Here is a 24,834-nt window from a genome sequence, read left to right as displayed (position 1 = left end):
ATAAAATTTTCTTGTTAACTTTTTTTGTTTAGCATTTATCTTGCAATAACCTGCGGATTTGCTATGAACATATATACATATTTTAATTTTTCTAAGATGATTTTGACCTCTTTAGCAGAGAAGTTCCTTTTATCTGCAATTTACAGCCATCTGGAAAATATCCACTTGTTGCACTTGATGCCTGCGGTGGAGTTACTGCTATTTTAAAAGCTATTGAAAGCAAATTAGAACTAAATCACATGACTGTAACTGGACATACAATCATAGAAAATATTAAAGACACTCCTTTATTAGAAAATGATGTTCTATATACTTTATCTGCTCGTAAAAATGCAGAAGGTGGACTTGCTGTTCTTTACGGAAATTTAGCACCTAAAGGTGCTGTAGTAAAACAATCTGACGTTGCAAAAAACATGCATTACTTTAAAGGAGTTGCCAAAGTATTCAACTCTATGGATGAAGCCAATGAAGCCAGCACTAGCTAAATATGCATCTAGAGTTTCATCTGCCGATACAGGAGCTGTAATACGTTAAATCATCAGTTAAACAGAAATTTCTATTATAAAAATAATCTACAACAATCTAATACTATGTTACTTTTTAGTAGACTATATTCTTAAGCTACGAAAATTTCAAGAAAATAAATAGACCATTCCCTATATAATAATTTCACTAAAAATCTAAATACATCATATAGGGAATGGCACAGATATAATTATAATGAAAAAACTGTGTTATCGCACTTCAAAAGCTTGAAATAAAGATAATTAAAAATCATTGACATTTTAATTATCTTTATTTTATCTTTTTAAAATTTCTCTATTTGTAGCAATAACTTCTTTATACCAATAAAAACTCTTTTTCTTATATCTTTCTAAAGTCCCACTACCATCATCATGTCTATCTATATATATGAAACCATATCTTTTCTTACGTTCAGCAGTATTATTTTTTCTTCAAACAAAACTTATAAATAACACTCAAAAATATGAACCAGAAAAGTGCTGCATAAATAATAGGTCTAGTATCAGAACTTATAGTCATCATGACTACAACCAAAGCAATAAATCCGAATATTATGTAAGAGGAGTATGGATACCAAGGCATTTTAAATGCAATTCGCTCATTACTTTGCATCTTGGCACGTCTAAACTTCATCTGTGTATATGTTATAGTAGTCCATGCAGTTAAACCAGCAACAACAGCCAACCCTGAAATATAACTAAATATTTTTTCTGGAATAATATAATTTGCAATAACCGCAAGTAGTATTACGCCTGAACTCAAAACAATCCCAGCATATGGAGTTTTTGTTTTTTTACCTACCTTGCTTAAAAACTCCGGTGCATTTTTTTGTAATGAAAGATTGTAAAGCATTCTAGAAGAAACATAAAGACAGCTATTCATAGATGATAATGCTGAAGTAAGAACAACAAAGTTAATTATAGATGCAGCTGCCGGAATACCCATTCGACTGAATACCGCAACAAAAGGGCTGCCTTTAAAAGAAAGATCGTTCCATGGATATAGAGCGACTACAACAAAAATTGCACCTATGAAAAAAATTAGGATTCGCCATGCTATACTATTAATAGCTTTCGGAAAAGTTTTTTCTATATCATTGGCTTCCCCTGCAGTTGCACCTACCATTTCTACTCCTATGAATGTAAAAGTTACCATAACCAGTGCCATCATTATGCCTGATATTCCATTTGGCATAAAACCGCCATGACCTGTCAGGTTAGTTAATCCTACAGGGACTCCACCATTCCCGACACCAAAAAATATAATTAGGATTCCAAATAATATCATGGTAATAATTGTCACAACCTTGATACCTGCAAACCAAAATTCAAACTCACCGAAAGCTTTAACTGTAATAAGGTTAACTGCCGTCAAAAATATTAAGCATATAAGACCTGTCAGCCAAGCTGGCACCTGTGGGAACCAAAAATTCACATAAACTCCGGCTACAGTAACATCCCCCATACTTCCCAATATTACCATAAGCCAATATGTCCAACCTGAGATGTAACCTAAATATTTGCCTGAATAACGATATGCAAATGCACTGAAAGAGCCTGATATAGGTTCCGAAACACACATTTCTCCCAAAGCTCTCATCATTAAAAAAACAATAATCCCACCAATAGCAAATGATAACAAAACAGCAGGTCCAGCTGCGACAATGGAACCTTTGCTTCCGTAAAAAAGTCCTGTACCGATTGCTCCTCCAATTGCTATCATTTGAATATGCCTATTTTTCAAACCTCTTTCTAGAGATTCGTTTTTAATTATCATTTTGTTTTCTGAAGCCATATATCTCCCTGCCTTTCTCATATTTTCGATAATAATAACCGTGAATAAGTTTATATCATAAAATTCCTCCTTATCATTGCATACATGCATTAGTAGCTTGCGGAATTCCGCAAGCGTTGATTCGCCTAACTTTTTAGCCGTTAGGCTTTTATATTTTCTTCCACTATGAAATAATAAATGTTACCACATAAAATAATAAGACACATAGTAGATTAACAATTTTTCTTATATTTTCTAATGAATTAAAAGAATTCTGTGGCTTTTCTTAATTATTTTCCTTTGTTTAAATTGACTTTTTTTAGGGAATATAATACTCTTTTTTAGTTCTTAACTCTTTCTTTTCTATTTTCTAACACTTTAATCAATCGTAGTGTCATTTCTATACCTGGTACATTTACTCCAAGTTCCTTAGCCTTCTTTATAACATAGCCATTAAGAGCTTCAATTTCTGTTTTCTTTCCTTCAAGAATATCCTGTGCCATAGATGTATAGTGATGTTTGTGAATTGAAAAAGTTTTAGTCAAGGTATCTTTTACTTTTACTGCTGATGCATTAATTTCTAATTTATTAGCTACGTTAACAACTTCATCTGCAAGTTCATAAACCATCTGCCTGCCTTCTTCTACTTCACCTATATCTCCACAGGTTGTGCAGCAAATAGCAGTTGTTGTATTTATTGCTATATTAAACGCAGCTTTTTCCCAAATATCAACAAAGATATTCTCTTCAATAGAGCAGTTAAATCCTGCAACATTTAGCTTCTCATTAAACTCTAATAACGTATCATCTTTTTTATTGTCTGCCCTCGCAATTTTTGTATATCCTCTTCCATTAGATACAATATGACCTCTTTTTATAAGATCACTTGGGAAGTTGGTTACTCCAAGAATCATGTGTTCTTTATCTACATATGAAATAAGATTTTCAAATCCGTTTAAGCCATTTTGTAATGATATAATATATGTATCCGGAGTAATCCACTGCTTTATAGAATCAACAGCTTCTTTTGTCTGCTGAGATTTTGTAAATACCATCAACATATGAATCGGCTCTTTTACTTCATTCGAAGTAATTGCTTCCACTTTAACGTTTTGAATTCCAACATCATCTTTTAAAATAATTCCCTGTTTAGAGACCTGTTCTGCTGCTTCAGTGGAATGAAATAGCAAAGAAATATCATTACCTGTCAAAGCTAATTTTCCTCCAAAAAGTGTACCCATTGCCCCTGCACCAAGTATTGTAATTTTCATAAAGTTTATCCCCTTTAAATTTAATTTTTTAGTTTTGCGAAAGTATTCTTCCCAAACGCTTAACCCCTTCTTCTATGAACTCTTTTTCAATAAACGAATATCCTAAACGAATATAGTTCTTTACTCCAGGTTTTGAAAAAAACCCTTCACCGGATAAAAATACAACTTTTTCTTTTTCCGCTGCCTTTAATAATAATTCACTGGCATCAATGGATTCTTTTAGCTTTATCCATATGAAAAACCCACCATTAGGAACAGTATAAGAAATATCGGCTGGAAAATATGCTTTGATAGCATCTACAATTAGATCTCTCTTCTTTCGATATACCTGTTTAAGACCATTGATATGTTCATCTAAGTCATATTTCTTAAAATATTCTGCAATAATCAACTGATCAAATGTACTGCAATGTAAATCTATATTTTGCTTTACCGTAAAATATTTTTTAATAACTTTCTGACTAGCACTAATCCATCCAATTCTAAGTCCCGGACAAAAAATCTTTGAAAAACTTCCAAGATAAATAACCCATCCTTCTGTATCAAAACTTTTAATACTTGGATATGGTTTCCCTTCAAATACTAATTCTCTATATGGAGCATCCTCGATGACAAACACTTCATACTGCTTGGCCAACTTGGCCAATTTCTCACGTTTCTCCACACTCATACAACAACCCGACGGATTTTGAAAATCAGGAATCGTATATATAATTTTTGCTTCCGGATGTTCTTTTAATACTTTTTCAATCGTCTCAATATTCATACCATCCTCTTCTACCGGAACTCCAACATAATTAGGACTGTATGAAGCAAATGCGGCAAAAGCTCCTGTATAACTAGGTTCTTCACAAATTACAGTATCTCCCTCATTGAGAAATATTCTGGCAGAATATTCAATCCCCTGCTGTGACCCAGAGGTAATTACAATATCTGTTTCCTCAATTACTCCAGCACGAGGCATCATAGTATTTTTAATGAAATCTATTAAAGGTTCCATTCCTGATGTATTACCATACTGAAAAGCTTCGTAGTCATAATTCTCAACAACAAAAGGTACCAGTTTTTTCAAACGTTCTATGGGAAAAATTATATTTTCTGGTTTCCCTGCAGCAAAAGAAATCATTCCCGGTTGATCAAAAAGTGGATTTCTAACAGCTGATTCTTTTAGATGTTTTGTTCTCTCTGCAAATTTCATATTCAATTTTAGTCCTCCTTATATTTCATAAATTGTGCCTTTTCTTTGTGTCAAACACATAAACTCCTCTGGAAATAAACATGCTTATGACAACAGTCAATAAAATAATCCATATGCTTGATAAGCCTAATTTGATAAATACAAAGAAGCAAATAATTGCACCTATAAACAAGGTTCCATTATACTTAATATTTTTCATAAGGTAATCACATATTAATGCTCCAAATAGTGCTGGTACGAGATATCCAAAAGAATTTACAACTGATTCTGGAAGGGATGAAAGTATGTTTTTTCCTGCTATAGAAAATATGGTAATTAATATAACAGTTACATAATTACTAATTGCAGTTGCCATAGTTGAAATAACATCTCCTTCCTTTGTACCACCTTCTACATTAGTAGCTTTCTGAACTGAAGCTATTACAGGCATACGCAGTTCTGCAACATTTCCCGTTGTCCAGCTTAAAAAGCTTGCACCTGTTCCAATTGCCGGATAATAAGTTATAGGCTGTACAATCCATCCTATTGCAAAGGATGCAGCAACCATGCTGAAAATTGCACCCATATCTGGCATTGGAGGTGTAACACCATAAGCAATCCATACATAAATTGCTGGAATAAAATTAGCAATCACTGCACAAGTCATCGTTGTTATACCTAATTTCATGCATTTTTTTTCAAAACTCATATTTATCTCTCCTCTTTTTAATAATCTTAAATAAACATGGCTGCTACTACGCCAACCACCATAGAAATACCTAATGAAAATTCCTGCATTCTACGATTTTTTGAAAATATCTTATTCAATGTAAACATACATATTGCACCAAATAATGTAGAGATTGTATACGGACTTGGTTTTTGATATATTTGACTAATTGTTAAATATGAGAATAAACTAACCAAAACGCCTCCTGTTAAAACCTTTATCCACTTTGGATCTAGTTTTTCATTCATCTTATTTGTAATCTTCTCCATGCTGCAGATAAGTATCATTGAGCTTAAAAGCCATCCAGCTACATCAACAGCCTGTGCCCATAGACCATAAGAAAATATTCTAAGATCACTGTTTTCTCCACTTCCCACCATGTCTTTAACCATGCTGGCAAGTGCTAATTCTGTACGACCAGCTCCAACATCACTTATACGCATCCAGGAAGTAGGAGTTCCCATCACCGCCATTAAAGCTATACACATAACGGCAAGTGCAAGTCCTGGTCCAATTGAAGTTATTACAGAAACACGAATCGTTTCCTCCACTTTTTCTTTCGAAATCCCAATTTTCTTTGCTTCCTTTTTTGCTTCCAGCAAGAACAATGTGGATTGAACCAAAATAACACTAATCATTATTCCACATGTAATCCATAAGCCTAAGCTTTCTTTTATTATTGATACATTCATCTTTTTTCCTCCTTGTTATTCTTATAGTTAATAATTTTTATCTTTGGCTTGCTATGATATAAACTTACTGTTATCTCTTCTAAGTACTTTCCCTGCTCTTTCAGATGTTTGAATTCCATTTTCTAAAGCCAGTTTTCCATTTACTAATACATACTCAAAACCAGATGAGTACTCTCTTGGATTAGTGATTGTAGCATTATCCTTTATTTTATCCAAGTTAAATACAACTATGTCTGCAAAATATCCCTCTTTTAAATATCCTCTATCCTTAATATGTAAATGTTCTGCTGCCAATGCTGTCATCTTTCTAATTGCTGTTTCTAATGAAATAATCTTCTTCTCACGCACAAAGTTCTTTAAAAAATGTGCATAACTGCCATATCCCCTTGGATGAGGTTTTCCTTTTGAAAGTGGACCATTCTTAGATAAAGTAGCAGAATCAGATCCAATCATTATTTCAGGTCTTGAAGCAATTATTTCCACATCCTCCTGACTCAAACCTTCAACTATTACCAGTGTTCTAGCCTCATCTTCTAATAACAATTTAAAAAATAATTCTTCATTAGATATATTTAATTTCCTTGCAATATCAGACATTCTTTTGCCTTCCATCCATTTGTTTTCTTCTTTTACTATTGTGGATATAATAAGATGCTTGAAACCTCCTATTGCTTTTAATACATTCTGCCAGCCAAGAATGCCATTATTAATATCATGCATCATCTTCTCCTGCTCTTTTGGCATTTGAATTATATTTAATAAATTTTTCATTCCTCCATTTGATGCCCATGGAGGTAACATTGCCAATAATGAAGTCATTGCTGTATTATATGGATGCTGGTCACAGGTAACACATAGACCACTATCTTTTGCTTCAGCAATTAATTTAAATATTTTACCTGTTTTGTTATGATTTTGCTTTCCTAATAACTTCAAATGTGAAATATTTAATCTTGCCCCTGAAGCTTTTGCCACCTGAAAAGCTTCCTTAAAAGCTTCTTCTTCTTTATCGCCTTCATCTCTGACATGGGTTGTATAAAATCCATCATATTCAGCAACAACTTTACAAAGTTCTATCATTTCTTCCTTTGGTACATAAGCTCCTGGCAAATAAATTAAACCACTACTCATGCCCACAGCTCCAGCTTCCATTGCTTTGCGAACTTCTCTTTTCATGGTTTCTAATTCTTCTTGTGTTGCTTCTCTCTGTTCTAATCCCATTGTTGAAATTCTTACCGCACCTTCTGCTAAAATAGGCACCATATTTACTGCAATGTCTTTTGCCTCCATATAATTTAAATATTCTTCATAAGATTCCCAATGAAAATCAAGGTCTGCATCAATATTTCCTACCATTCTAGTCTTCAAATAGCTCATTAATTCATCCTTATATTTTTTACTTACTGGAGCAGGCCCAACTCCACAATTACCACATACATCTGTTGTTACTCCATCATAAATTCTGTTTTCAGCACTTCCATCATATAAGACACTTAAATCAGAATGAGTATGAACATCAATAAATCCAGGTGCTGCATAGTATCCATCTGCGTTTATAATATGATCAGCCTCCATATCACCGCAATCTCCAATTTTTACAATGCGCTCATTTTCAATAAGTATATCTCCAACATAGGTATTATTTCCAGTTCCATCAACTATTTTGCAATTAATCAGTTTTATTTTCATATTTATATCCTTTCTTCCATATTTTTTAGTTTATAAGTAGTTCTAAAACAATGCTGGCAGGGTCTATAACACATATGTCTGTTATTTTCTCTAAAGCTTCCTTAAAATAAGGAAAATGTGTACATCCTAACACTAAGCTCTCTACCCCGTTAGATTCATAGAACTCGAGTAAACTTTTAATATTATGTTTTTCAATAATTTCTTCTGGCAGTAACTTATTTTCTACATCAACCACAAGAGGAAGCATTGCCATGCCAAATACATCTGAATTTGGATTTTCCTCCATTATGCTTCTTTCAATCCCTGCCAATGCTTGGTTATTTCCTGCCAATACACCTATTACTTTCTTATTCTTAGCTATCTTTTTATATGCGTGCAAAGGTGTTATTATTGTAATAGCTTCCTCTTTTGATAGACAGTTCATGTCCACAGAAGCACTTAAGGAATTACAGTTAATCATGATTTTAGAAATTCCTTCCCCCTTAATATCTTTTATCAAATTTCTTATTCTCTCTTTTTTTTCATTTTGCGGCATCATCTGAAATATTGTTTGTTCTCGTGCCTCTCTAGCTACCGGATAACTTCTAGCATCAATCCCGTGAGCTCTTAAAAAAACTACTCCCATATGTGTATCTATATCTGTTCCTGCTATAACACCAATTTTCAATATATCACTCTCCATTTTTACCTCCATTCCAAAAAAAGCAACGGAACAGATTGTTTTATCTGCACCGTTGCAAAATTATTACTTAATTTATTTTCTTGAAAGTTCTTCTTCTTATTTGTATAATAGCAGAATAGAATAGTACCGTATAGTTAATAATTTTAAACTAATAGTTCAAAATTATTAAACTATTATCTTAGGAGGCATCAGAATGGAAATAAAAAGTTTAATAACATTAAAAACTATTGTAGAAGAAGGAAGCTTTCAAAAGGCTTCTGAGAAACTCGGGTATTCTCAAGCTGCTATTACATTTCATATTCGTCAATTAGAGGAAGAAATTGGCATACATTTTTTGATAAAATAGGAAGAAAAAAGATATTAAATCAATATGGAAAAGCTATTATTCCATATATCAATAACATTATTAATGACATAAATTATATTGAAGACTATGGAAAAAGTATAAATGAGCTTAAAGGTCACCTTACAATTGCTATGCCAGAATCATTTCTTGTATATAGAATGCAGCCTATATTACGGGATTTTAAAGCTCAGGCTCCACATGTACAATTATACCTGCAAGCTCTGAATGGCCAAGATATTATTTCCCATATAACTGCAGGAAAATCTGATCTTGCTATTCATTATGATACAAAATACCCAGATTCTATTGAAGTAAAAGCCAAATTAAGCGATTACTCATTAACTGCAATTGCCTCTCCTGCATTTGATTCCTCTATATTAGACCCTATAGGAGAAAAAAACATTGTGCTACTAATTATATTATTAATGATCATAAAAATATTTATCGAGATATCATGGAAAGCTATTTAAATAAAAATCACTTAATTTTGGAAAATACATTTGAATTTTGGAGTATAGAAGCAGTGAAAAAAAGTGTTGCAAGTAATCTTGGAATATCTTTATTACCATCATTTACTGTAGAAAAAGAATTAGAAGATGGTATTCTTAAAGAAATTCCCAATTTACAAGTTTCTGAATTACTTCCAGTATACTGCATTTTACATAAAAATAAATGGATTACACCCGCAATGGATTTTTTTCTGTCTATTCTAAAATCACATTTTTTAAATGAACGTCATATATAACAAAAAAGCCCTATAAAATGGAGTGTTAAAAAAAGCATTATACTTTTTCATTGTCTATTTAGCCTGGGGCTATCCAATTTAAAAAATTGCTAGTGTGACAGCTCCATCTATACTTTCGTACATTCTAATTCTAAAGGATGTCATCCAACAATCATCCAATTGCTTTCTTTTTCTAATATCAAATCAAACTGTGAAATTTGCGTTGCTTTTGCGTAAGCGTAAAAAAATTAACGTATAGATAAATATGAGTCTCCATTGCTAAAATTAACATAGTAGTTTTAACAAGGAGGGTTACCTATATGAATAATAATGAAAATATAAATTGGAGAGAAATGATTGCAGCTTTTTCTTCTTACGAAGGAACGTTGGTAAGCTTTTGCAACATAAATCACATTTTTAAAGGTCAGCTTTATTATTATAGAAAGAAATTTGAAAAAGAAGATAATATAAAGTTTCATGCAATTTCCATTAGTGAAGAAAGAGTAAAAACTGAAATCACTGTAGTTCCAACTGATAGACCCAATATAAGAATAGAAATAGGAAATGCTAAAATATATGTACCGGCCAATGAAATGGCAGCTTTAAGCACCTTACTTAAGGATCTTATTACAAATGTTTAATCTTAACAAAATTAATACAGTTTATCTTGCGTGTGGAATAACAGATTTAAGAAAAAGCATTGATGGACTAGTGTAATTGTCCAAACACAGCTAAAGCTGGATCCGTTTGAAAAAGCTTTGTTTGTCTTCTGTAATAGGCAAATTAATAGAATTAAAATACTTCACTTTGATGAAGGATTCTGGTTGTACTATTTCCGACTTGAAAATAATAAATTAAAATGGCCACTGACTCTAGATGAAGCGCTTAAATATGCCTATATTTGTTGTGAGGTATATGAATGGATATTTTAGATTTAGAAAATCAGCTTGATGAAAAAACATAATTATTGATTTCTAAAATGGAAAAAGAAATCGAATCAAAAGATAAAGAAATTTATGATTTAAAAAAGCAATTATCTTTTCTTAAAGGACAGATTCTTAATAAAAACAGAAAAATTTTTGACAATCTAGTGAACAAGTTGATTCAAGACAGCTCTCACTTTTTAATGATGCCGAAAAAAACAGTGATCTTAAAATAGATGATCCTTCCATTGAAGAAATTACATATACAAGAAAAAAATCATCTTCTCATTTAGGAAAGAAAGATAATTTATCCGGCCTTGAAAATCACATTAAAAAAGGTAGGAATTAAAACAGATATACATTACCATAGTTTAAGACATATCTTTATAACCAACTGCCTAAGTAAAGATATAAATCCACGTACTGTTATGGATTGGGTTGGCCATACTGATATTAAAATGACTATGCTTGTTTATGCCGAGATTAATAAAGATAAGAATAAGAAGGAATATGAGAAAATTAATTGTATGTTTGATTAGGCTAGAAATAACTAGCCTAATTTAGGATTATATAATTATTTATTTTCCCATTCTCTAAACAATTCATCAACTATGAATTCAGAACTTTCAGCCCATAAAACAGATTCAGTATTTTGTAATTCCAATGTAGTAGTATAGAATCCTTTTCCAAAATCACGCTTATTCTTAGATTTTTCTAAATCCACCTCGTAAAATAGCTGATTAGTTCCATGAAATAGCATTAGTTCATTATTGCTTAACATATTCTTTTCTCCTAACCACATCTTCAATAAACTCAATACTTTCTTCCAGGCTCTGAGTATGTAAAACATCATATTGGGAGCGGATTAATTTAAATAAATCGTATTTTTCAAATATTTTAAATGCATTGATACTACTTATATTATGATTAAATGCAAAACCTTCAACAGCCTCTATTATTAATAAATTCTTATCATTTTCAGTACTATTCATCTGTTTCTCCTTCCATAATGAATTGATTCTAACAATTAAATAATATCATCCTTATTTTCCCTTAATTAATACATCTATACGCTATACTTGCAGCACTTTGCGTATACAACCCTGTATTTTTTTGATAAAGCATTTTACATATAGGCGATGTGTAAAATAATTTCATTGATTCATACTTACTTATAGATTTTAGGTTGCTTATATTTTCAATAATATCATCTACAAGCATAACCATAATTTCATCATATTCATTCATTTTCATCTTATTTTACTACCTCCATACCAATATATTTTAAACATTGTTCAATAACTTCTTGATTGTTAATACACACCTGATTATTAGGTAATTTAAATTTTAATCTTTGAGTTGCAGCACTAATATCTATCCATCCTCTTGAAAGAAGATTTATTGTAGCAAATACTTGATCATCAGCTACCTCTCCAATAGTTATATCATACGGAGATTTTGAGTTTATATCCTTTCTGTTCATCAATATAAACTTCAGCCACTCATTTGTAACACCTTCATACTCATGTACTTTATAATCCTTTTTCGCCAATTCTAAATCTAATTCATATATTGATACAGTTGGCTTTTCCTCAATTTCACCTTTAAAATTAGTACATTTTCTAATGGCCCACTTTTCTGCTTGCTCTTTAAATGTAGTTGTATAAAACCCAAATCCAAAGTCTAGCGCCCTGTTAGATTGTATTATTTTAGGTTCCTTTATATCAATATTAGATCCATGATAAACTATCATATTTCTAACTCCTCACCTTTTAATAATTGAACAATTTCACTAACTATATAATCTTCACCTTGAGTATGCAATGTATCATAATATTTAATTATATAATCATCCAATATATTGGTTTTTTCAGAAATAAGTTTATACACATCACTGGGATCCATATTTAAATTTCGGCTTAAGGCAGTTATGCAATATATTGCAAAATACAATTGTTCATCTGTAATATCTCTTCCACTAAACATTTATTCACACCACCATTTTTACTTTAATATAAATAATATTTGTTTTTGATGTTTTTTATATATCACAGTTTTATTCTAAATATTATTTTTACCTAGTACTCTTTCTTGTTCCCTTTGCAACACCAAATCAGATAAAGAAATATAAAAGTCCTGTTACTCTTTTGTCTTTGCTTTTTTAAACAATTCTTTTAAATCGGCATATGAGTATTTTAAAAACTGTTCATATAAATTATTATTTTTCTCATTTATATTTTCCATTGAAATTCCTCTAAAAATAAATCTTTATTATATTATAGCCTAAGAAATTATTAATATAAACAGTTTTATCTATTGCATTCACAAGATTGATCTATATTCCCTTCTATTTTCAAACAAATATTTTTACTATTATGTTTATCTAGAAAATTCATCTTTGCTTTGTCATTTTCTAATAATAACTTTAAGATTTTTTCTAGAGTAATCATATTTTTTTATCTAACATAATCTTTGAATTTCTTCTCTTACTCTTCTTACTACTCAAAATTTAATTGTTTCATTCGTGTTTTCAACTTGACCACCATCTTGACCATCATCTTGAACTTTATCTTGACCACTAAAATGGTATACCTTCTTGATTCAATATCTTATTATTTTATAATAAATCTGATTTTATTTTTTTAATTTCTTTCAATCATTGATATCACTTAACTACAAACGATAATTTTCCCACTATTTTTCCCACTACGGCACGAAAAACCACTAAAAATCGAAACTACTTGTCTACATATAAAACGGCATAACCATGCGCTTTTTAAGCATTACTGAATATTAGTGAACAAGCTCCTTATGAATCCGGCCAGCGGCACCATTAATTTTGGTGAATCGTCATATTACTTGGTTTAGATAGACTTGGGCTATAAAGTTACTTTGGTTAGTATTATTAATGCTCTTTACAGCATTTACAGTCTAATATTTTTTTTAATGCATTTCCACTGCTAGTATGACATCTTATTAGTTCAGCTTCGTTTACATTTTTCTTGGATAAAGCACACTGTATCATCTTATGTGATATAGTATTCGTAAATACTACCAACAAATCAGGTCTTCCAATTTGCTTTTTTAAATTATTAGGCATTTGAGTAAATACTTTTGCCTTACAATTGTAATCTTTGCATATTCTTTTGTATTCACATACCATTCGATCATGCCCACCAATTATTACAATACTCATTTTTTTTCCTCCTCTCATACAATATGTTTTTAGATATTTTTTATTTTTAAAGCAAATCGCACAAGTTAGTTTTGACTAACTCATTCATAAATTTATATATTCCCATTATTTTTATTATTATTCATATAAAATTAGTCATAAATAACTCTAACAATATTATTACTAAGATATTCTTTCAACATAATTTGTATATTAAAATAATATCGGTTAGTTTTGACTAACTAATGCTATTTTAATATATTTTTTACAAGTTGTCTATAAGCTTCAATTGCACCTTTTCCAAATTATATTATTAAGCTAAAACTATTATTTGTTTGATGCTCATTATGGAATAAATGTAATATAAATTCATCCCATTCTAAAGAATAAATCCTATATTCCAATGCATTATGATTCATTATTCTAAATTTGATGTTATATATAAATTTATGATATACTTATTTAATTAACAAACAAATTTTAATCAAATTAAATATGCAATAAAGAAGGTTTTTACATGAATACAAATGAATCAGTTGAAAATTATTTAGAAACCATTTTAATATTAAGCCAAACTCTGCCTGTAGTTCGTTCTATTGATGTGGCTACTGAGCTTAATTTTAAAAAACCTAGTGTAAGTGTTGCTATGAGAAATCTTCGCGAAAAAGAATACATAACCATGACAAATGAAGGATATATTCACCTTACTGATACAGGCAAAAAAATAGCAAGTATGGTTTACGAGAAACATACTTTTCTTTCTCAATGGTTAGAAGCTCTCGGCGTAGATCCTAAAACTGCTGCTGAAGATGCCTGCAGAATTGAACATGTTATAAGCAATGAAAGCTTTAAAGCTATAAAAAAATATGTTAATAAAAATACTCTTAATATTAAATCATCTTAAAATTATGTATTTAATTTTACTTTTCCGTTACTAATTTCCTATTATTTGTGAGGCAAGGAGTCAAGTTTCCATCATCAAGGACTAAAATTTAATTTTCATTTTGTATTGTTGCAAAGCGGTAAGCTATAATAATAATTGCTTTTCCATAGTTAAAATACTGATTTCTTCTCAAAGAAATAATTGATAATGAATTTCATTTACATTGTTTTTATCTTGTGCTATATTATTTTTAGGCTTAATTTTATCGCGGCAAATTTCTGTATGGAGATGATAATTATTATGGCAAAAATGAGAACACCAAGATTTAAATTATGTAGAAGATTAGGATTAAATGTAATTGGTCATCCTAATGCAATGAAAAGAGCTAATAATGGTAGTGCTAGAAATGCGAAAAAACTTTCTGCTTATGGAACTCAGTTGTTAGAAAAGCAAAGATTACGAGCATATTATGGTGTCATGGAAAAACAGTTCTCTAATTATGTAAAAAAAGCTCTAAAAGATAAAGAACAAACTGGATATTCTTTAATTAAAAGATTAGAATGCAGACTTGATAATATTGTTTACAGATTAGGATTTGCAAATTCAATAGCTGGCGCACGTCAAATGGTAGTACATGGCCATTTCTTAGTAAATGGAAACAAAGTAAATATTCCATCATTTAGTGTCAGCATAGGAGATTTAATTACTTTAAGAGAAAAATCCCAAAGAAATGAAACTTTTAAAAATAATTTTTTATCTAATATTATTAATACTTATCCATATTTAGATAAAAATGCAAATGAATTTTCGGGTACTCTTCTAAGATATCCTCTTAGAAATGAAGTTCCCATTGAAGTTAATGATTCATTAATTGTTGAATTTTATTCAAAATTAAGTTAAAAATTTAATTTAAGCTAAAGACAGCTAAGTATTTGATTTGCAAATATTTAGTTGTCATTATATTTAAGTAGAATTAAGAAGTATGCAATTCACATTTGATTTATTTTTATATAAAAATTTAAAATTTGAAATGAGGTAATGCAAATTGAAAAGTAATACAAAATTAAAAATTATTTGTAAAAGTCCATATAAACATCATTATTTTTGGGAACATAAGATTATTAATAATGCTAATTTATGGGAAGGTTACTTTGAAAATCAAAATATAACTCAAGACTCTAGAATAATATATACTGGAATACTTGATAATGAAAAAAACATCTTTCACTATGGTTTTGTAGTCTATCCATCCATTTATAAACTTTTGGGTTTTTTAGAAAATGTTTTTCTTCCTACAGCTTTTTTTACCTGGTTTGATCGTAATTGTCATGATTTTTATATTCCATTAGCATCATATCCAGTAGTTGTTAGTGAAGTAATCGACTCCACTAAAGATATTAATTTAAATTCAGTTAATTCTATGAATAATTCTTATTATTTTCTAAATAATTTATGGTTATTTGATAACTCAATGTTAGATATGGCTTTAAAATCTTTTTGTGAAAAATTTAATAATGAATGGGACAAAGACTATAATAAAAAGATATTTCTAAAAATATTTAATTCGCCATCACATGTTTTTGATTTCATAAAAAACTCTATTGGCTGGTCTGATTGTACTGAGTTCATAGAAGAAGAAATTTCAATGAATTTAGATAGACTTAAATTCACTTGTGATAATGTATTGACAGAACCTTTATTAAATAAAAAGTTTATTTATATACTAAATACAAATATACCTGCATTATTTTAATATAACTAATGTGCACTATAATTATATCTTTTGCAAAATTTAAGTTTGAATAATATATCTGTAATTTTCTCTACTAATGCTTGACAAAATTGTAAATATATCATATTCTTTTATTGATAATGATTTTCATATTTATTTAATCACTAAAAAAAGTGCTACTTAAATAAAAATAGTATATTGGTCAGGAACAGGTAATATAACGACATTCAAACTCAGCTTATTATTAATTCAAAATTTGTTAATATTTTATGGAACATATTAAAATACCAAATATTTTTTTTCAGTTCACACACGCTGAAAAATTTTGATACATGACTGTAAGCTCCTAATATAAAATGTAATTATGTTCCACAAAATTATATATTAGGCTTTCTTAAGATAAAATTCAATACACTGCAATTTAATTATCTATTATCATTCATAATAAAACTGCATTGTATAACATTATTTTAGGAAAGTCTTTTTATATACTATTTAAACTTATTCCATTAGAAAGGAGAATTATATGATATTAGATTTTGAAATGTATCATGATATTATTGAAGCATTGGCTGCATCATTAGATGCAAAGGATGTTTATACTGCTGGGCATTCTACTAGAGTTGGAAATATAGCGTATGATTTAAGCAAAAAATTGAATCTAGATAATGCAAGTTTACAGATGATTCATATTTCAGGGCATTTGCACGATATCGGTAAAATAGGTGTACCAGATAATGTATTAAAAAAAACTGGTAAACTTAATACATATGAATGGGAACAAATGAAAATGCATTCTGAAATAGGCTATAACATATTAAAAAAGACAAACAGTTTAAAAGAAATTTCGCGTATAGTTTTACATCATCATGAAAGATGGGATGGGAATGGCTATCCCCATGGATTATCTAAAGAAGAAATTCCTTTAGGCTCTCGGATAATAGCTATTTGTGATTCCATAGATGCTATGAGAAGTAAAAGGCCTTATAAACAACCAATAGGTAATATTGAATGTTATAATGAAATATTAAATAACAAAGGAATTATGTATGATCCTATAATTACAGATTGCATAATTGAAAATTGGAATTCAATTGTGGTTCCATATTACTTATAAAACAATTTATATAGTATCTATGAAAAGGAAGTTTGTTTTTAATACTACTTACTTTTCATATTAAAGTTTCTAATTTTATTATTTCGGTTTATTAACTTTAGCATAAATTATAAATATGATACAAATTTTAATAATTGCATATAAGAACTTTAAATCTTCGAGCTACTCTATAAACTTAACAATCCAACTATATTATGCTCCCATGGAGCTTATTCAATTAATTTACTTAATTTTAGCTGGAGTTTTTGCAAGTCTAGGACAATTTGGAATAACTTTTGCTTATAAGTATGCTCCAGCTAAAGAAACTTCTATTTTTGATTATACTAATATTATTTCTTCTGAATTAATAAGTTTATACTTATTAGGAATATTTCCAGATTTTTTAAGTATTATTGGATAAATTATTATATTTCTAATTTCCCTGCATATGTTCATATTCAATGAATGATTATAATTATGCCTAAAGGAAATTAATTATATGGCCTCGTTTTTATCATAAAAAGCTTTTTTACAGCATATATAAAATTTTATTTCCAGATTTCATCAGCAATTTCTTTAATTAATAGAATTTTATTCCACTGTTCATCCTCTGTAAGAATATTTCCTTCTTCGGTAGAAGCAAATCCACATTGTGGACTAATACAAATATTGTTAATATCAACATATTTAGTAGCTTCTTTAATTCTGTCAATTATAGCAGCCTTATCTTCTAATTTCCCAATTTTTGAAGATACAATTCCTAAAACAACTTGTTTTCCAGCACCTAAGAAACGAAGTGGTGAAAAATCACCTGCCCTATCTGTATCAAATTCAAGATAAAATCCATCTACATTTTCTTTTCCAAATAGAATTTCTGCAATTGGCTCATATCCACCAGAAGCTGCAAATGTTGAATGATAATTTCCTCTGCAGACATGAGTTGTAACAATCATATCATCTGGATGCTTTGAAATTGCCTGATTATTAACTTTTACATAAATCTCTGCAAGTTCTTTTAAATCAACTCCAGCATCTTGACGAGCTTCCCAGTATTTTTTATCACAAAACATTCCCCATGTACAATCATCAAGTTGTAAGCTTCTGCATCCCGCATCATATAAATCTTTTATTACTGTTTGATAAGCTTTTGCAATGTCATTTGTTAACTCATTAATGTTATTATAAGATTTATTTGTAGCTTCTTTATTTTCTGCACGTTGTAATTCTGCTAAAAATTGAGCTGGCGCAGGAATTGTTTGTCTTGCTACAATTCCCTCTTGTGCAAATTGGTTAATAAATTTAAAATGTTCAACAAAAGGATGATTTTCACCAGTTATTTTACCTGATAACCTTGCAGTTTCTGGCCTTGTTTCTAAGCCATTAAATTTATATCCACTATCTATTTCTACTTTTTCAACACCATTTAATCCCCATATGAAATCAAGGTGCCACCAAGAACGACGGAATTCTCCATCTGTTATTACTTTTAAGCTGGCTTTTTTTTGCTTTTCAATTAGTTTTGTAATTTCAATATCTTCAATGTTCTTTAATTCCTCGCTAGAAATTATTCCTTTTATAAATTTTGCTCTTTCTTCTTTTAGAACTTTTGGTCTTAAAAAACTTCCAACAATATCATATCTAAATGGTGTTACTTCTCTTTTCTTTGCATTTTTAAATTGTATCATGCTTGTCTCTCCTTTTATTCTAAACTTTTTTTAATAACAATTAGAACTTATATTTTTTAATGTTCTTTAATAAAACAAGTATAATACATTTTTCTATGTATAAAATAATTCCTAAATTATATGGCTAAACATAGTTTTAAACTATATCTGATTTAATTCTCCTATTAATGTTTCTTTTAATAATTCAACATAATCTAAAGCTATTTTACTTAAAGATATATTCTCATGAACAATATATCCAATAGTAATTTCATCTTTTAATTGCAGCGGAATAGAAATTATATTGTTTCCATTTAAATCATGGCTAATAACTCCAGTTGAAATAGTATAACCATTTAATCCAATAAGTAAATTGAACAACGTCGCCCTATCACTTACAGTAACACTTTTTTTATGGGTAAGAGTACTTTGAATTTCTTCTGAAAAATAAAAAGAATTAAATTCACCTTGTTCAAATGAAAGATATGGATATTGTTCTAATTCTTTTAACGTAACATATTTTTTATTTGCAAGTGGATTTTCAGAACTAATGAAAATATGAGGATTTGCTTTGAATAATTCCTTAAAAACCAAATTATTTTCTTTCAAAAATTTATTAATAACCTTAGAATTAAATTCATTTAAATAAAGAATTCCTATTTCACTTCGAATATTTTTCACATCTTCTATAATTTCATAGGTTCTAGTTTCTCTTAATGAAAATTCATATTCATCCAAATTATATTCTTTTATAAGATTTACAAAAGCGCTAACTGCAAAAGCATAGTGTTGAGTCGAAACAGAAAAATTTTGTCTTAACTGTTTTTTATTGGAATAGCGGTTCTCGAGTAATTCAGTTTGTTCAATCACTTGCTTTGCATAGCCTAAAAATTCAGCTCCTTCACTAGAAATTATGCTTCCTTTATTAGTTCTATTAAAGATGGGAATTCCGATCTCAGTTTCAAGTTCCATAATTGCATTAGAAAGACTTGGCTGGCTAATAAAAAGCTGCCTTGCTGCTTTTGTAATAGATCCACATCTTGCGATCTCAACTGCATATTTTAATTGTTGCAATGTCATAACTTCACCTTCAATCTAAAGTAATCTAAAAAATTAAATACAATACTTTTTATATAATAAGAGCCTTGTCCAATATAGCACTGAACAAGGCTTTATATTATGCTCTGCTCGAGCAGTACCTTTTTTCTTTATATTCATGATTATACTTTCACCATATAAAGTAGTTTCTTGATGAAATGATATATCATTTTTTATATAATAATCAATCATTTTAACAGCTTCTCTCCCCGCTTTAATTTGAAGATTATTATCTTGCCATGATCCAATCCTTGCAAGCATTTCGTCAGCATTAATTCTCTTTCCTATATAATTTTCATTGAAGAATACTAATTTATATATTTAGGTTTTTCCTGAACCATTTATGCCTGCAAATAATGTATATCCATTATACTGGCATTTCCTTTATGACTCTTCTTTGCTCCCTTTGAAGCTCTAAATTAGCCATATTCATATGGATTTACCTCATAGTAAAATTATACCCCAAAACTACTGTGTTTTAAACAAAACAAATAATTTTGACAAACTTTTAATTTCCTTCACTTATATTGTATTAATCTATATAATAATTCAACATATATTTGCGCTTATAAACTTTAATTAATCATAATAAAGAATTAAAATTCGAGTTTTATGATAAAATAATCTCTTTCCATTTCATTAAGGGGTAGCGCTGATAAAACTTCCAGCGGAATTTACATCTCCGCTTCCTTTATACTCTGGATAAGCAGGATATTCTAAAAGCGGACGTGTGCGGCCTGCAGTCTTTTCAGACCCATCTGTTACAATCAAATTTTCAGGAGATTTATTATTTACTACCCATTGATCCAATGCGTCTAATGTGTCTGATTCCATATTCCAGGTTTCTGAGTTATAATGGCCATTTCCTGGAACCATATAGAATTTTACGAACTCACCAAGGGAGTCTTTACCAAACTTGTTAACTAACTCATTATAGTAGTCGATTGTGCCTTGAAAGGTAACAATTTGGTCTCCTGCTCCATGAATAAGAATCAATTTTCCTCCATTATTTTTAAAAGCTGAGATATCTGGATCTGTAGCATCAAGCAATTCTGAAGCTTGTACAACTTTGTCGTGCCATTTATCTTGATCAAAACTTTCAGGATTAAAATTATCATCTCTAACTATCATATCTTTAATAACAGCATCCCCAGATGCTGCCATTATGCCATCTCTGGCAGTTGGTGCTGTACCAAATTGGTTTAGATACATATCTTCTAAAGGCGCTCCTTTAAAAACAGGATATCCCGGCATGGTGGTTAATCCATTAGCAAGAGGATAATTAAATTTCATAGGTGAAGCAAATGTTTCTAATGTTTTTATCTGCGCATCTGATAATATATTTTTTAAAGCTTTTAAAACTTCATCCTTCTTTTTTTCAGCTCCAAAAATGTTGCTTATTATGCCATCCCGAGCGCCGTCTAATCCATCATCTATTCCAAGGATGGTTTGATTAACACGCTTATACTGTTCAGGACTGATCCAGCCCGCTCCATTATTAGCCTCTACGGCATCTGCATTCCTGCTATCTGCAATTGCCTTAGGCACCCAGTTTAATACAGGGAAATAGCAAATAACGCCGTTATATTCTGTTGGAAAACGTTGCACAACTTTCAACGCTTCTCGTCCGCCATTAGACCCACCAACAAAATATACCTGAGACGGCTTGGATTTATAAAAGGCCTGTACTATTTCTAGTACTGTATCTTTTGTTTTCTTTAACTGGTCAGAGGCAAAATTATTCAATGCTTCATCATTAAGCGCCCATTTACTATCCCAATATGAAGAATTTACATGGCCACTATCACTGCCAAATGTCACATACCCTTGAGCTAAAGGTGTCGGGTCTGAAACCATTTGCCCGTAATATCCACTATCAGCAGTAACCAGAGCACCGTCAAATCCGCCGCCACCATATTGTAGTATTTTACTGTTCCATTTTACAGGAAGGTTAACCTGAAAGTTAATGTCTGGAGCAGTTTTATCTACTGGATGGATTGCACCTAATACCTTGCAGTATTCTCCATTTAGATTATCCTTTTCATCAGATTTAACTATGGTTGCTGAACTGATCGTAGCACCTGATGTAGGCAGCCCTATTTTCGATGCAGGAATTTCTGCTGGTATCGTAAAATTGCTTGATGCATCAGAAACCTTAAAATCTTTTAGATTAGTAGCTGATGATGTAGCAATAACTATAGAATCTTTTTGATTAGCGAATGCTGCTGTGCTGCTTCCATTAAACATAAACACACAACTGGCAGCAAAAGCACTTATAGTAGTCCAACTTTTCTTTGAAATTTTCATTTTTTCGTCACTCCTTACTTTTGACTGGTACTATCAGAGTTTTATCTGATATCTAACCACTGTAACACTCCCTCCTATCTTAATATAAGATTAATAAAATCATAAATTATCAAAGTTTGATTTATATATAATTCAAACTTTAGCATATTTTTCTATACGTGAATATATTATACTAATTTAGGCTAATATTCAATAAGCTTTAATACTAATTATTTTATAAAAAATTTCATTATGTTTTAATTTTAGATAAATTAATAAAAACTAGATGCGTCAAAAGTAAAAGAGCATACATTGTATGCCCAGGTTGTTGAAAAAGCTCATCAGATTTTGAATCTGATGAGCTTTTTTCTCCTGCATTAAATACAATCCCAATATGAAATCATAATTAACTAAAAAATTTATATATAGGCATTTGTTACTTACTGTCTTTTGACATTTTAACAAATATCAAAGAAACAAAATATTAATGATTTCATTTTATTTAGCTTCTCCATTTTAATAATAATGCTGAATGTAAAATAACTATAACAGAGCCTACATTATGTACTAGTGCTCCTACAATTGGATTTAGAATACCTGTCATGGCTAATATAATGGCAACAAAATTTAAGGTCATTGATAATATAAGATTAATTTTTATTGTTTTCATGGTTCTCTTTGAAAGCTCCAATAAATGTGGGATGCACTTTATATCATCATTTACAAGAGCTATATCTGCCGCATCTACAGCAATATCACTTCCTATCCCACCCATGGCAATTCCAACAAAAGCTTTCTTTAACGCTGGTGCATCATTTACCCCATCTCCGATCATAGAAACAAGTTGTCCATTTTTTTGAAAATCTTCAATTATAGATAATTTATCTTCTGGCAGGCATTCTGAATATACTTTTTCAATACCAGATAAAGTTCCTATATTTTCTGCTGTCTTTTTATTATCACCTGTAATTAATGCAGACTCTATATTTAATTTTTTAATTTTTTGAATTATATTTTTAACATCTTCTCTTAGTACATCCTCTAAAACTACAAAACCTTTTATATCAGCATCTTGTGCAATGTACACAACTGTGCATCCTTTTTCTATAAAATCGCCAGATAAAGTTTCTTGAACATTACTTAAGCTTAACTGATGTTCTTGTAACAGTTTGTTGTTTCCTGCTATTATCTTATTATTATCTATTTTTCCAGAAACCCCTTTACCAATTACCATCTTAAAGTCTGTAACTTTCTTAAATTCTTTCTTCGATACTGTCTTATAGTATTCTACAATTGCTTTTCCAAGTGGATGCTCAGAAGATTTCTCAACACTGGCCATTAAATTTAATAATTCTTGTTCTGATATGTCTTTGTCAAAGGTACATACTTTAGTAACCTTAGGCTTTCCATACGTTAAAGTTCCTGTTTTATCAAAAGTAATTTTCTTAACTTTTGATAATCTTTCAAGAGCATCCCCTTCTCTAATTAAAATACCGTATTTTGTTGCATTTCCTATACCTGCCATAATTGCTGTTGGCGTTGCTAAAACTAATGCACAAGGGCAAAATACAACTAATATCGTAACAGAACGAAGAATTTCACCTGTAACAAGCCATGTACCTATTGCTGATATTAATGCAATTACGACAATCCAAGTAGCCCATCTGTCTGCCATTCCTACAATCTTTGCTTTTCCTGCATCTGCTGATTTTACAAGACGGATCATTCTTTGGAGTGAACTGTCTTCACCAATTTTGCTTGCTTTCATATTGAAGGCTCCAAATTGATTTACAGTACCACTAAAGACCTCATCTCCAATATTCTTATCTACAGGCATAGATTCACCTGTCATAACAGATTGATCTATTGACGTTTCTCCTTCAATTAAAACCCCATCGACTGGTACTGTTTCTCCTGGTAAGACTTTAATTATATCATCTACTAAAACATCTTTAGCTTTAATCATTTTTTCTTTTCCATCAACAATTACTCTTGCTATTGTTGGTGTTAAATTAACTAATTTTTCAATTCCGGATTTAGCTTTTGCAACAGTATGTTCCTCAAGTAGTGCGCCTAAAGTCATAATAAATGCAACTTCTCCTGCTGCAAATATTTCACCGATGATTACTGATGCTATTAAAGCCATAGATACTAACACATCTGCTTTAATATCAAACTCAGTAACAAGTCCAATCACTGCTTCTTTAATAATTGGCAAGCCACATAAAACTATTGCTATATAAGCTGCATCAAAGGGTAAATCTATTAAATTAAAAAAACTAATTATAAGCGATAATACTGATATTATGAGCATTATCATAGTTCGTTTTTCTTCATCCTTTATGAATTCACTTATTTTAGACATTCC

30 protein-coding genes and 3 pseudogenes are annotated in these 24,834 nt (G+C 30.2%); 13 read left to right on the top strand and 20 right to left on the bottom strand.

The window, feature by feature from the left end; all coding sequences use genetic code 11:
* Nucleotides 1-131 precede the first annotated feature (131 nt).
* Complete coding sequence (locus tag CDLVIII_RS12030; protein ID WP_083825340.1) at nucleotides 132-485, top strand: dihydroxy-acid dehydratase; 354 nt, start codon at nucleotides 132-134, stop codon at nucleotides 483-485.
* 315 nt (nucleotides 486-800) lie between these two features.
* Here CDLVIII_RS12030 and CDLVIII_RS30670 read toward each other — a convergent pair.
* From CDLVIII_RS30670 to CDLVIII_RS11995, 8 genes and pseudogenes are all read right to left on the bottom strand, one after another.
* Nucleotides 801-947 (bottom strand): annotated as a pseudogene (locus tag CDLVIII_RS30670) (family 1 glycosylhydrolase); the annotation flags it as partial.
* Nucleotides 946-2,409: an amino acid permease gene (locus tag CDLVIII_RS12025; RefSeq protein WP_009169723.1), complete on the bottom strand. Its 1,464-nt coding sequence runs from the start codon at nucleotides 2,407-2,409 to the stop codon at nucleotides 946-948. The gene CDLVIII_RS12025 and the pseudogene CDLVIII_RS30670, both read right to left, overlap by 2 nt.
* 230 nt (nucleotides 2,410-2,639) lie before the next feature.
* The gene (locus CDLVIII_RS12020; RefSeq protein WP_009169722.1) at nucleotides 2,640-3,569 is read right to left on the bottom strand and encodes a 2-dehydropantoate 2-reductase; all 930 of its coding nucleotides are present in this window, start codon (nucleotides 3,567-3,569) and stop codon (nucleotides 2,640-2,642) included.
* Between the two features lie 28 nt (nucleotides 3,570-3,597).
* A complete protein-coding gene (locus CDLVIII_RS12015; protein WP_242835984.1) occupies nucleotides 3,598-4,767 on the bottom strand; it encodes a PLP-dependent aminotransferase family protein in 1,170 nt (389 codons plus the stop codon).
* Nucleotides 4,768-4,792: 25 nt separating this feature from the next.
* Entirely contained in the window at nucleotides 4,793-5,455 is a 663-nt protein-coding gene (locus tag CDLVIII_RS12010; RefSeq protein WP_009169720.1) for a hypothetical protein, read from the bottom strand.
* Nucleotides 5,456-5,481: 26 nt separating this feature from the next.
* Complete coding sequence (locus tag CDLVIII_RS12005) at nucleotides 5,482-6,168, bottom strand: DUF5058 family protein (protein ID WP_009169719.1); 687 nt, start codon at nucleotides 6,166-6,168, stop codon at nucleotides 5,482-5,484.
* A 51-nt stretch (nucleotides 6,169-6,219) separates the two neighbouring features.
* Nucleotides 6,220-7,857 carry a D-aminoacylase gene (locus tag CDLVIII_RS12000; RefSeq protein WP_009169718.1) on the bottom strand — a complete coding sequence of 546 codons (1,638 nt, stop codon included), beginning with the start codon at nucleotides 7,855-7,857 and terminating at the stop codon, nucleotides 6,220-6,222.
* 25 nt (nucleotides 7,858-7,882) lie between these two features.
* Nucleotides 7,883-8,539 (bottom strand): aspartate/glutamate racemase family protein, encoded by a 657-nt coding sequence (locus CDLVIII_RS11995; RefSeq protein ID WP_009169717.1) that lies wholly within the window; start codon nucleotides 8,537-8,539, stop codon nucleotides 7,883-7,885.
* A gap of 193 nt (nucleotides 8,540-8,732) precedes the next feature.
* On the opposite strand from CDLVIII_RS11995, the gene CDLVIII_RS29870 reads away from it, so the two are divergent.
* The 7 genes from CDLVIII_RS29870 to CDLVIII_RS11980 all read left to right on the top strand — a co-directional run bounded on the left by CDLVIII_RS29870 (nucleotide 8,733) and on the right by CDLVIII_RS11980 (nucleotide 11,071).
* On the top strand, nucleotides 8,733-8,885 hold the full coding sequence (locus CDLVIII_RS29870) for a LysR family transcriptional regulator (RefSeq protein ID WP_083825339.1): 153 nt from the start codon (nucleotides 8,733-8,735) through the stop codon (nucleotides 8,883-8,885).
* Nucleotides 8,886-9,016: 131 nt separating this feature from the next.
* The gene (locus CDLVIII_RS32510) at nucleotides 9,017-9,355 is read left to right on the top strand and encodes a LysR substrate-binding domain-containing protein (RefSeq protein WP_050816259.1); all 339 of its coding nucleotides are present in this window, start codon (nucleotides 9,017-9,019) and stop codon (nucleotides 9,353-9,355) included.
* On the top strand, nucleotides 9,340-9,630 hold the full coding sequence (locus CDLVIII_RS32505) for a LysR substrate-binding domain-containing protein (protein ID WP_050816258.1): 291 nt from the start codon (nucleotides 9,340-9,342) through the stop codon (nucleotides 9,628-9,630). Before CDLVIII_RS32510 ends, CDLVIII_RS32505 begins: the two co-directional genes overlap by 16 nt.
* 299 nt (nucleotides 9,631-9,929) lie before the next feature.
* The gene (locus tag CDLVIII_RS11985) at nucleotides 9,930-10,250 is read left to right on the top strand and encodes a hypothetical protein (RefSeq protein ID WP_009169716.1); all 321 of its coding nucleotides are present in this window, start codon (nucleotides 9,930-9,932) and stop codon (nucleotides 10,248-10,250) included.
* 75 nt (nucleotides 10,251-10,325) lie between these two features.
* Nucleotides 10,326-10,541 (top strand): IS66 family insertion sequence element accessory protein TnpB, encoded by a 216-nt coding sequence (tnpB, locus tag CDLVIII_RS29865; RefSeq protein ID WP_083825338.1) that lies wholly within the window; start codon nucleotides 10,326-10,328, stop codon nucleotides 10,539-10,541.
* A gap of 47 nt (nucleotides 10,542-10,588) precedes the next feature.
* A complete protein-coding gene (locus CDLVIII_RS31240) occupies nucleotides 10,589-10,768 on the top strand; it encodes a hypothetical protein (RefSeq protein WP_186005561.1) in 180 nt (59 codons plus the stop codon).
* An 81-nt stretch (nucleotides 10,769-10,849) separates the two neighbouring features.
* On the top strand, nucleotides 10,850-11,071 hold the full coding sequence (locus CDLVIII_RS11980) for a tyrosine-type recombinase/integrase (protein WP_035301747.1): 222 nt from the start codon (nucleotides 10,850-10,852) through the stop codon (nucleotides 11,069-11,071).
* A 35-nt stretch (nucleotides 11,072-11,106) separates the two neighbouring features.
* Here CDLVIII_RS11980 and CDLVIII_RS29270 read toward each other — a convergent pair whose 3' ends face one another.
* The 7 genes and pseudogenes from CDLVIII_RS29270 to CDLVIII_RS11950 form a co-directional block, all read right to left on the bottom strand.
* Nucleotides 11,107-11,313, bottom strand: a complete 207-nt coding sequence (locus CDLVIII_RS29270; protein WP_009169715.1) for a DUF3990 domain-containing protein — start codon at nucleotides 11,311-11,313, stop codon at nucleotides 11,107-11,109.
* Entirely contained in the window at nucleotides 11,300-11,524 is a 225-nt protein-coding gene (locus CDLVIII_RS11975; protein WP_009169714.1) for a DUF3791 domain-containing protein, read from the bottom strand. Before CDLVIII_RS11975 ends, CDLVIII_RS29270 begins: the two co-directional genes overlap by 14 nt.
* 61 nt (nucleotides 11,525-11,585) lie before the next feature.
* Nucleotides 11,586-11,786, bottom strand: coding sequence for a hypothetical protein (locus CDLVIII_RS11970; protein ID WP_008422406.1), 201 nt, complete (start codon nucleotides 11,784-11,786; stop codon nucleotides 11,586-11,588).
* Between the two features lies 1 nt (nucleotide 11,787).
* Nucleotides 11,788-12,285: a DUF3990 domain-containing protein gene (locus tag CDLVIII_RS11965; protein WP_009169713.1), complete on the bottom strand. Its 498-nt coding sequence runs from the start codon at nucleotides 12,283-12,285 to the stop codon at nucleotides 11,788-11,790.
* Nucleotides 12,282-12,518, bottom strand: a complete 237-nt coding sequence (locus tag CDLVIII_RS11960; protein ID WP_009169712.1) for a DUF3791 domain-containing protein — start codon at nucleotides 12,516-12,518, stop codon at nucleotides 12,282-12,284. The genes CDLVIII_RS11965 and CDLVIII_RS11960 overlap by 4 nt, the downstream gene beginning before the upstream one ends.
* Before the next feature lie 75 nt (nucleotides 12,519-12,593).
* Nucleotides 12,594-12,776: pseudogene (locus tag CDLVIII_RS31965) on the bottom strand (hypothetical protein).
* A 661-nt stretch (nucleotides 12,777-13,437) separates the two neighbouring features.
* On the bottom strand, nucleotides 13,438-13,728 hold the full coding sequence (locus CDLVIII_RS11950) for a DUF2325 domain-containing protein (RefSeq protein ID WP_009169710.1): 291 nt from the start codon (nucleotides 13,726-13,728) through the stop codon (nucleotides 13,438-13,440).
* Nucleotides 13,729-14,224: 496 nt separating this feature from the next.
* Between CDLVIII_RS11950 and CDLVIII_RS11945 the strand changes: the two genes are divergently transcribed.
* The 5 genes from CDLVIII_RS11945 (at nucleotide 14,225) to CDLVIII_RS11925 (ending at nucleotide 17,839) form a co-directional block, all read left to right on the top strand.
* Entirely contained in the window at nucleotides 14,225-14,611 is a 387-nt protein-coding gene (locus tag CDLVIII_RS11945) for a metal-dependent transcriptional regulator (RefSeq protein WP_009169709.1), read from the top strand.
* 279 nt (nucleotides 14,612-14,890) lie between these two features.
* Nucleotides 14,891-15,490, top strand: coding sequence for a 30S ribosomal protein S4 (rpsD, locus tag CDLVIII_RS11940; RefSeq protein WP_009169708.1), 600 nt, complete (start codon nucleotides 14,891-14,893; stop codon nucleotides 15,488-15,490).
* A 145-nt stretch (nucleotides 15,491-15,635) separates the two neighbouring features.
* Nucleotides 15,636-16,343 carry a hypothetical protein gene (locus tag CDLVIII_RS11935; protein ID WP_009169707.1) on the top strand — a complete coding sequence of 236 codons (708 nt, stop codon included), beginning with the start codon at nucleotides 15,636-15,638 and terminating at the stop codon, nucleotides 16,341-16,343.
* Nucleotides 16,344-16,848: 505 nt separating this feature from the next.
* Entirely contained in the window at nucleotides 16,849-17,439 is a 591-nt protein-coding gene (locus CDLVIII_RS11930) for an HD domain-containing phosphohydrolase (protein ID WP_009169706.1), read from the top strand.
* Nucleotides 17,440-17,641: 202 nt separating this feature from the next.
* A complete protein-coding gene (locus CDLVIII_RS11925) occupies nucleotides 17,642-17,839 on the top strand; it encodes a hypothetical protein (RefSeq protein ID WP_207636827.1) in 198 nt (65 codons plus the stop codon).
* A 127-nt stretch (nucleotides 17,840-17,966) separates the two neighbouring features.
* On the opposite strand, the gene CDLVIII_RS11920 is transcribed toward CDLVIII_RS11925, so the two are convergent.
* The 5 genes and pseudogenes from CDLVIII_RS11920 to CDLVIII_RS11900 form a co-directional block, all read right to left on the bottom strand.
* Nucleotides 17,967-19,103, bottom strand: coding sequence for a 5-methyltetrahydropteroyltriglutamate--homocysteine S-methyltransferase (locus tag CDLVIII_RS11920; protein WP_009169705.1), 1,137 nt, complete (start codon nucleotides 19,101-19,103; stop codon nucleotides 17,967-17,969).
* A 141-nt stretch (nucleotides 19,104-19,244) separates the two neighbouring features.
* Nucleotides 19,245-20,162 carry a LysR family transcriptional regulator gene (locus CDLVIII_RS11915; RefSeq protein WP_009169704.1) on the bottom strand — a complete coding sequence of 306 codons (918 nt, stop codon included), beginning with the start codon at nucleotides 20,160-20,162 and terminating at the stop codon, nucleotides 19,245-19,247.
* A 123-nt stretch (nucleotides 20,163-20,285) separates the two neighbouring features.
* Nucleotides 20,286-20,501: pseudogene (locus CDLVIII_RS11910) on the bottom strand (ATPase); the annotation flags it as partial.
* Between the two features lie 318 nt (nucleotides 20,502-20,819).
* On the bottom strand, nucleotides 20,820-22,487 hold the full coding sequence (locus CDLVIII_RS11905; RefSeq protein ID WP_009169703.1) for a tannase/feruloyl esterase family alpha/beta hydrolase: 1,668 nt from the start codon (nucleotides 22,485-22,487) through the stop codon (nucleotides 20,820-20,822).
* A gap of 481 nt (nucleotides 22,488-22,968) precedes the next feature.
* Nucleotides 22,969-24,831 (bottom strand): cation-translocating P-type ATPase, encoded by a 1,863-nt coding sequence (locus CDLVIII_RS11900; RefSeq protein WP_009169702.1) that lies wholly within the window; start codon nucleotides 24,829-24,831, stop codon nucleotides 22,969-22,971.
* Between the last annotated feature and the right edge of the window lie 3 nt (nucleotides 24,832-24,834).

The sequence above is a fragment of the Clostridium sp. DL-VIII genome (assembly GCF_000230835.1).
In the GTDB taxonomy this organism is placed as follows: domain Bacteria; phylum Bacillota; class Clostridia; order Clostridiales; family Clostridiaceae; genus Clostridium.
Note: the sequence above shows the minus strand (reverse complement) of the source record. Positions and strands in the feature narration are given on the sequence as shown.

Coding starts and splice junctions, on each gene's coding strand:
- CDLVIII_RS12025 (WP_009169723.1), bottom strand. CDS start 2,409: ATGCATGTATGCAATGATAAGGAGGAATTTTATGATATAAACTTATTC.
- CDLVIII_RS12020 (WP_009169722.1), bottom strand. CDS start 3,569: ATGAAAATTACAATACTTGGTGCAGGGGCAATGGGTACACTTTTTGGA.
- CDLVIII_RS12015 (WP_242835984.1), bottom strand. CDS start 4,767: ATGAAATTTGCAGAGAGAACAAAACATCTAAAAGAATCAGCTGTTAGA.
- CDLVIII_RS12010 (WP_009169720.1), bottom strand. CDS start 5,455: ATGAGTTTTGAAAAAAAATGCATGAAATTAGGTATAACAACGATGACT.
- CDLVIII_RS12005 (WP_009169719.1), bottom strand. CDS start 6,168: ATGAATGTATCAATAATAAAAGAAAGCTTAGGCTTATGGATTACATGT.
- CDLVIII_RS12000 (WP_009169718.1), bottom strand. CDS start 7,857: ATGAAAATAAAACTGATTAATTGCAAAATAGTTGATGGAACTGGAAAT.
- CDLVIII_RS11995 (WP_009169717.1), bottom strand. CDS start 8,539: ATGGAGAGTGATATATTGAAAATTGGTGTTATAGCAGGAACAGATATA.
- CDLVIII_RS29870 (WP_083825339.1), top strand. CDS start 8,733: ATGGAAATAAAAAGTTTAATAACATTAAAAACTATTGTAGAAGAAGGA.
- CDLVIII_RS32510 (WP_050816259.1), top strand. CDS start 9,017: ATGCCAGAATCATTTCTTGTATATAGAATGCAGCCTATATTACGGGAT.
- CDLVIII_RS32505 (WP_050816258.1), top strand. CDS start 9,340: ATGGAAAGCTATTTAAATAAAAATCACTTAATTTTGGAAAATACATTT.
- CDLVIII_RS11985 (WP_009169716.1), top strand. CDS start 9,930: ATGAATAATAATGAAAATATAAATTGGAGAGAAATGATTGCAGCTTTT.
- CDLVIII_RS31240 (WP_186005561.1), top strand. CDS start 10,589: ATGGAAAAAGAAATCGAATCAAAAGATAAAGAAATTTATGATTTAAAA.
- CDLVIII_RS29270 (WP_009169715.1), bottom strand. CDS start 11,313: ATGTTAAGCAATAATGAACTAATGCTATTTCATGGAACTAATCAGCTA.
- CDLVIII_RS11975 (WP_009169714.1), bottom strand. CDS start 11,524: ATGAATAGTACTGAAAATGATAAGAATTTATTAATAATAGAGGCTGTT.
- CDLVIII_RS11970 (WP_008422406.1), bottom strand. CDS start 11,786: ATGAAAATGAATGAATATGATGAAATTATGGTTATGCTTGTAGATGAT.
- CDLVIII_RS11965 (WP_009169713.1), bottom strand. CDS start 12,285: ATGATAGTTTATCATGGATCTAATATTGATATAAAGGAACCTAAAATA.
- CDLVIII_RS11960 (WP_009169712.1), bottom strand. CDS start 12,518: ATGTTTAGTGGAAGAGATATTACAGATGAACAATTGTATTTTGCAATA.
- CDLVIII_RS11950 (WP_009169710.1), bottom strand. CDS start 13,728: ATGAGTATTGTAATAATTGGTGGGCATGATCGAATGGTATGTGAATAC.
- CDLVIII_RS11945 (WP_009169709.1), top strand. CDS start 14,225: ATGAATACAAATGAATCAGTTGAAAATTATTTAGAAACCATTTTAATA.
- rpsD (WP_009169708.1), top strand. CDS start 14,891: ATGGCAAAAATGAGAACACCAAGATTTAAATTATGTAGAAGATTAGGA.
- CDLVIII_RS11930 (WP_009169706.1), top strand. CDS start 16,849: ATGATATTAGATTTTGAAATGTATCATGATATTATTGAAGCATTGGCT.
- CDLVIII_RS11925 (WP_207636827.1), top strand. CDS start 17,642: ATGGAGCTTATTCAATTAATTTACTTAATTTTAGCTGGAGTTTTTGCA.
- CDLVIII_RS11920 (WP_009169705.1), bottom strand. CDS start 19,103: ATGATACAATTTAAAAATGCAAAGAAAAGAGAAGTAACACCATTTAGA.
- CDLVIII_RS11915 (WP_009169704.1), bottom strand. CDS start 20,162: ATGACATTGCAACAATTAAAATATGCAGTTGAGATCGCAAGATGTGGA.
- CDLVIII_RS11905 (WP_009169703.1), bottom strand. CDS start 22,487: ATGAAAATTTCAAAGAAAAGTTGGACTACTATAAGTGCTTTTGCTGCC.
- CDLVIII_RS11900 (WP_009169702.1), bottom strand. CDS start 24,831: ATGTCTAAAATAAGTGAATTCATAAAGGATGAAGAAAAACGAACTATG.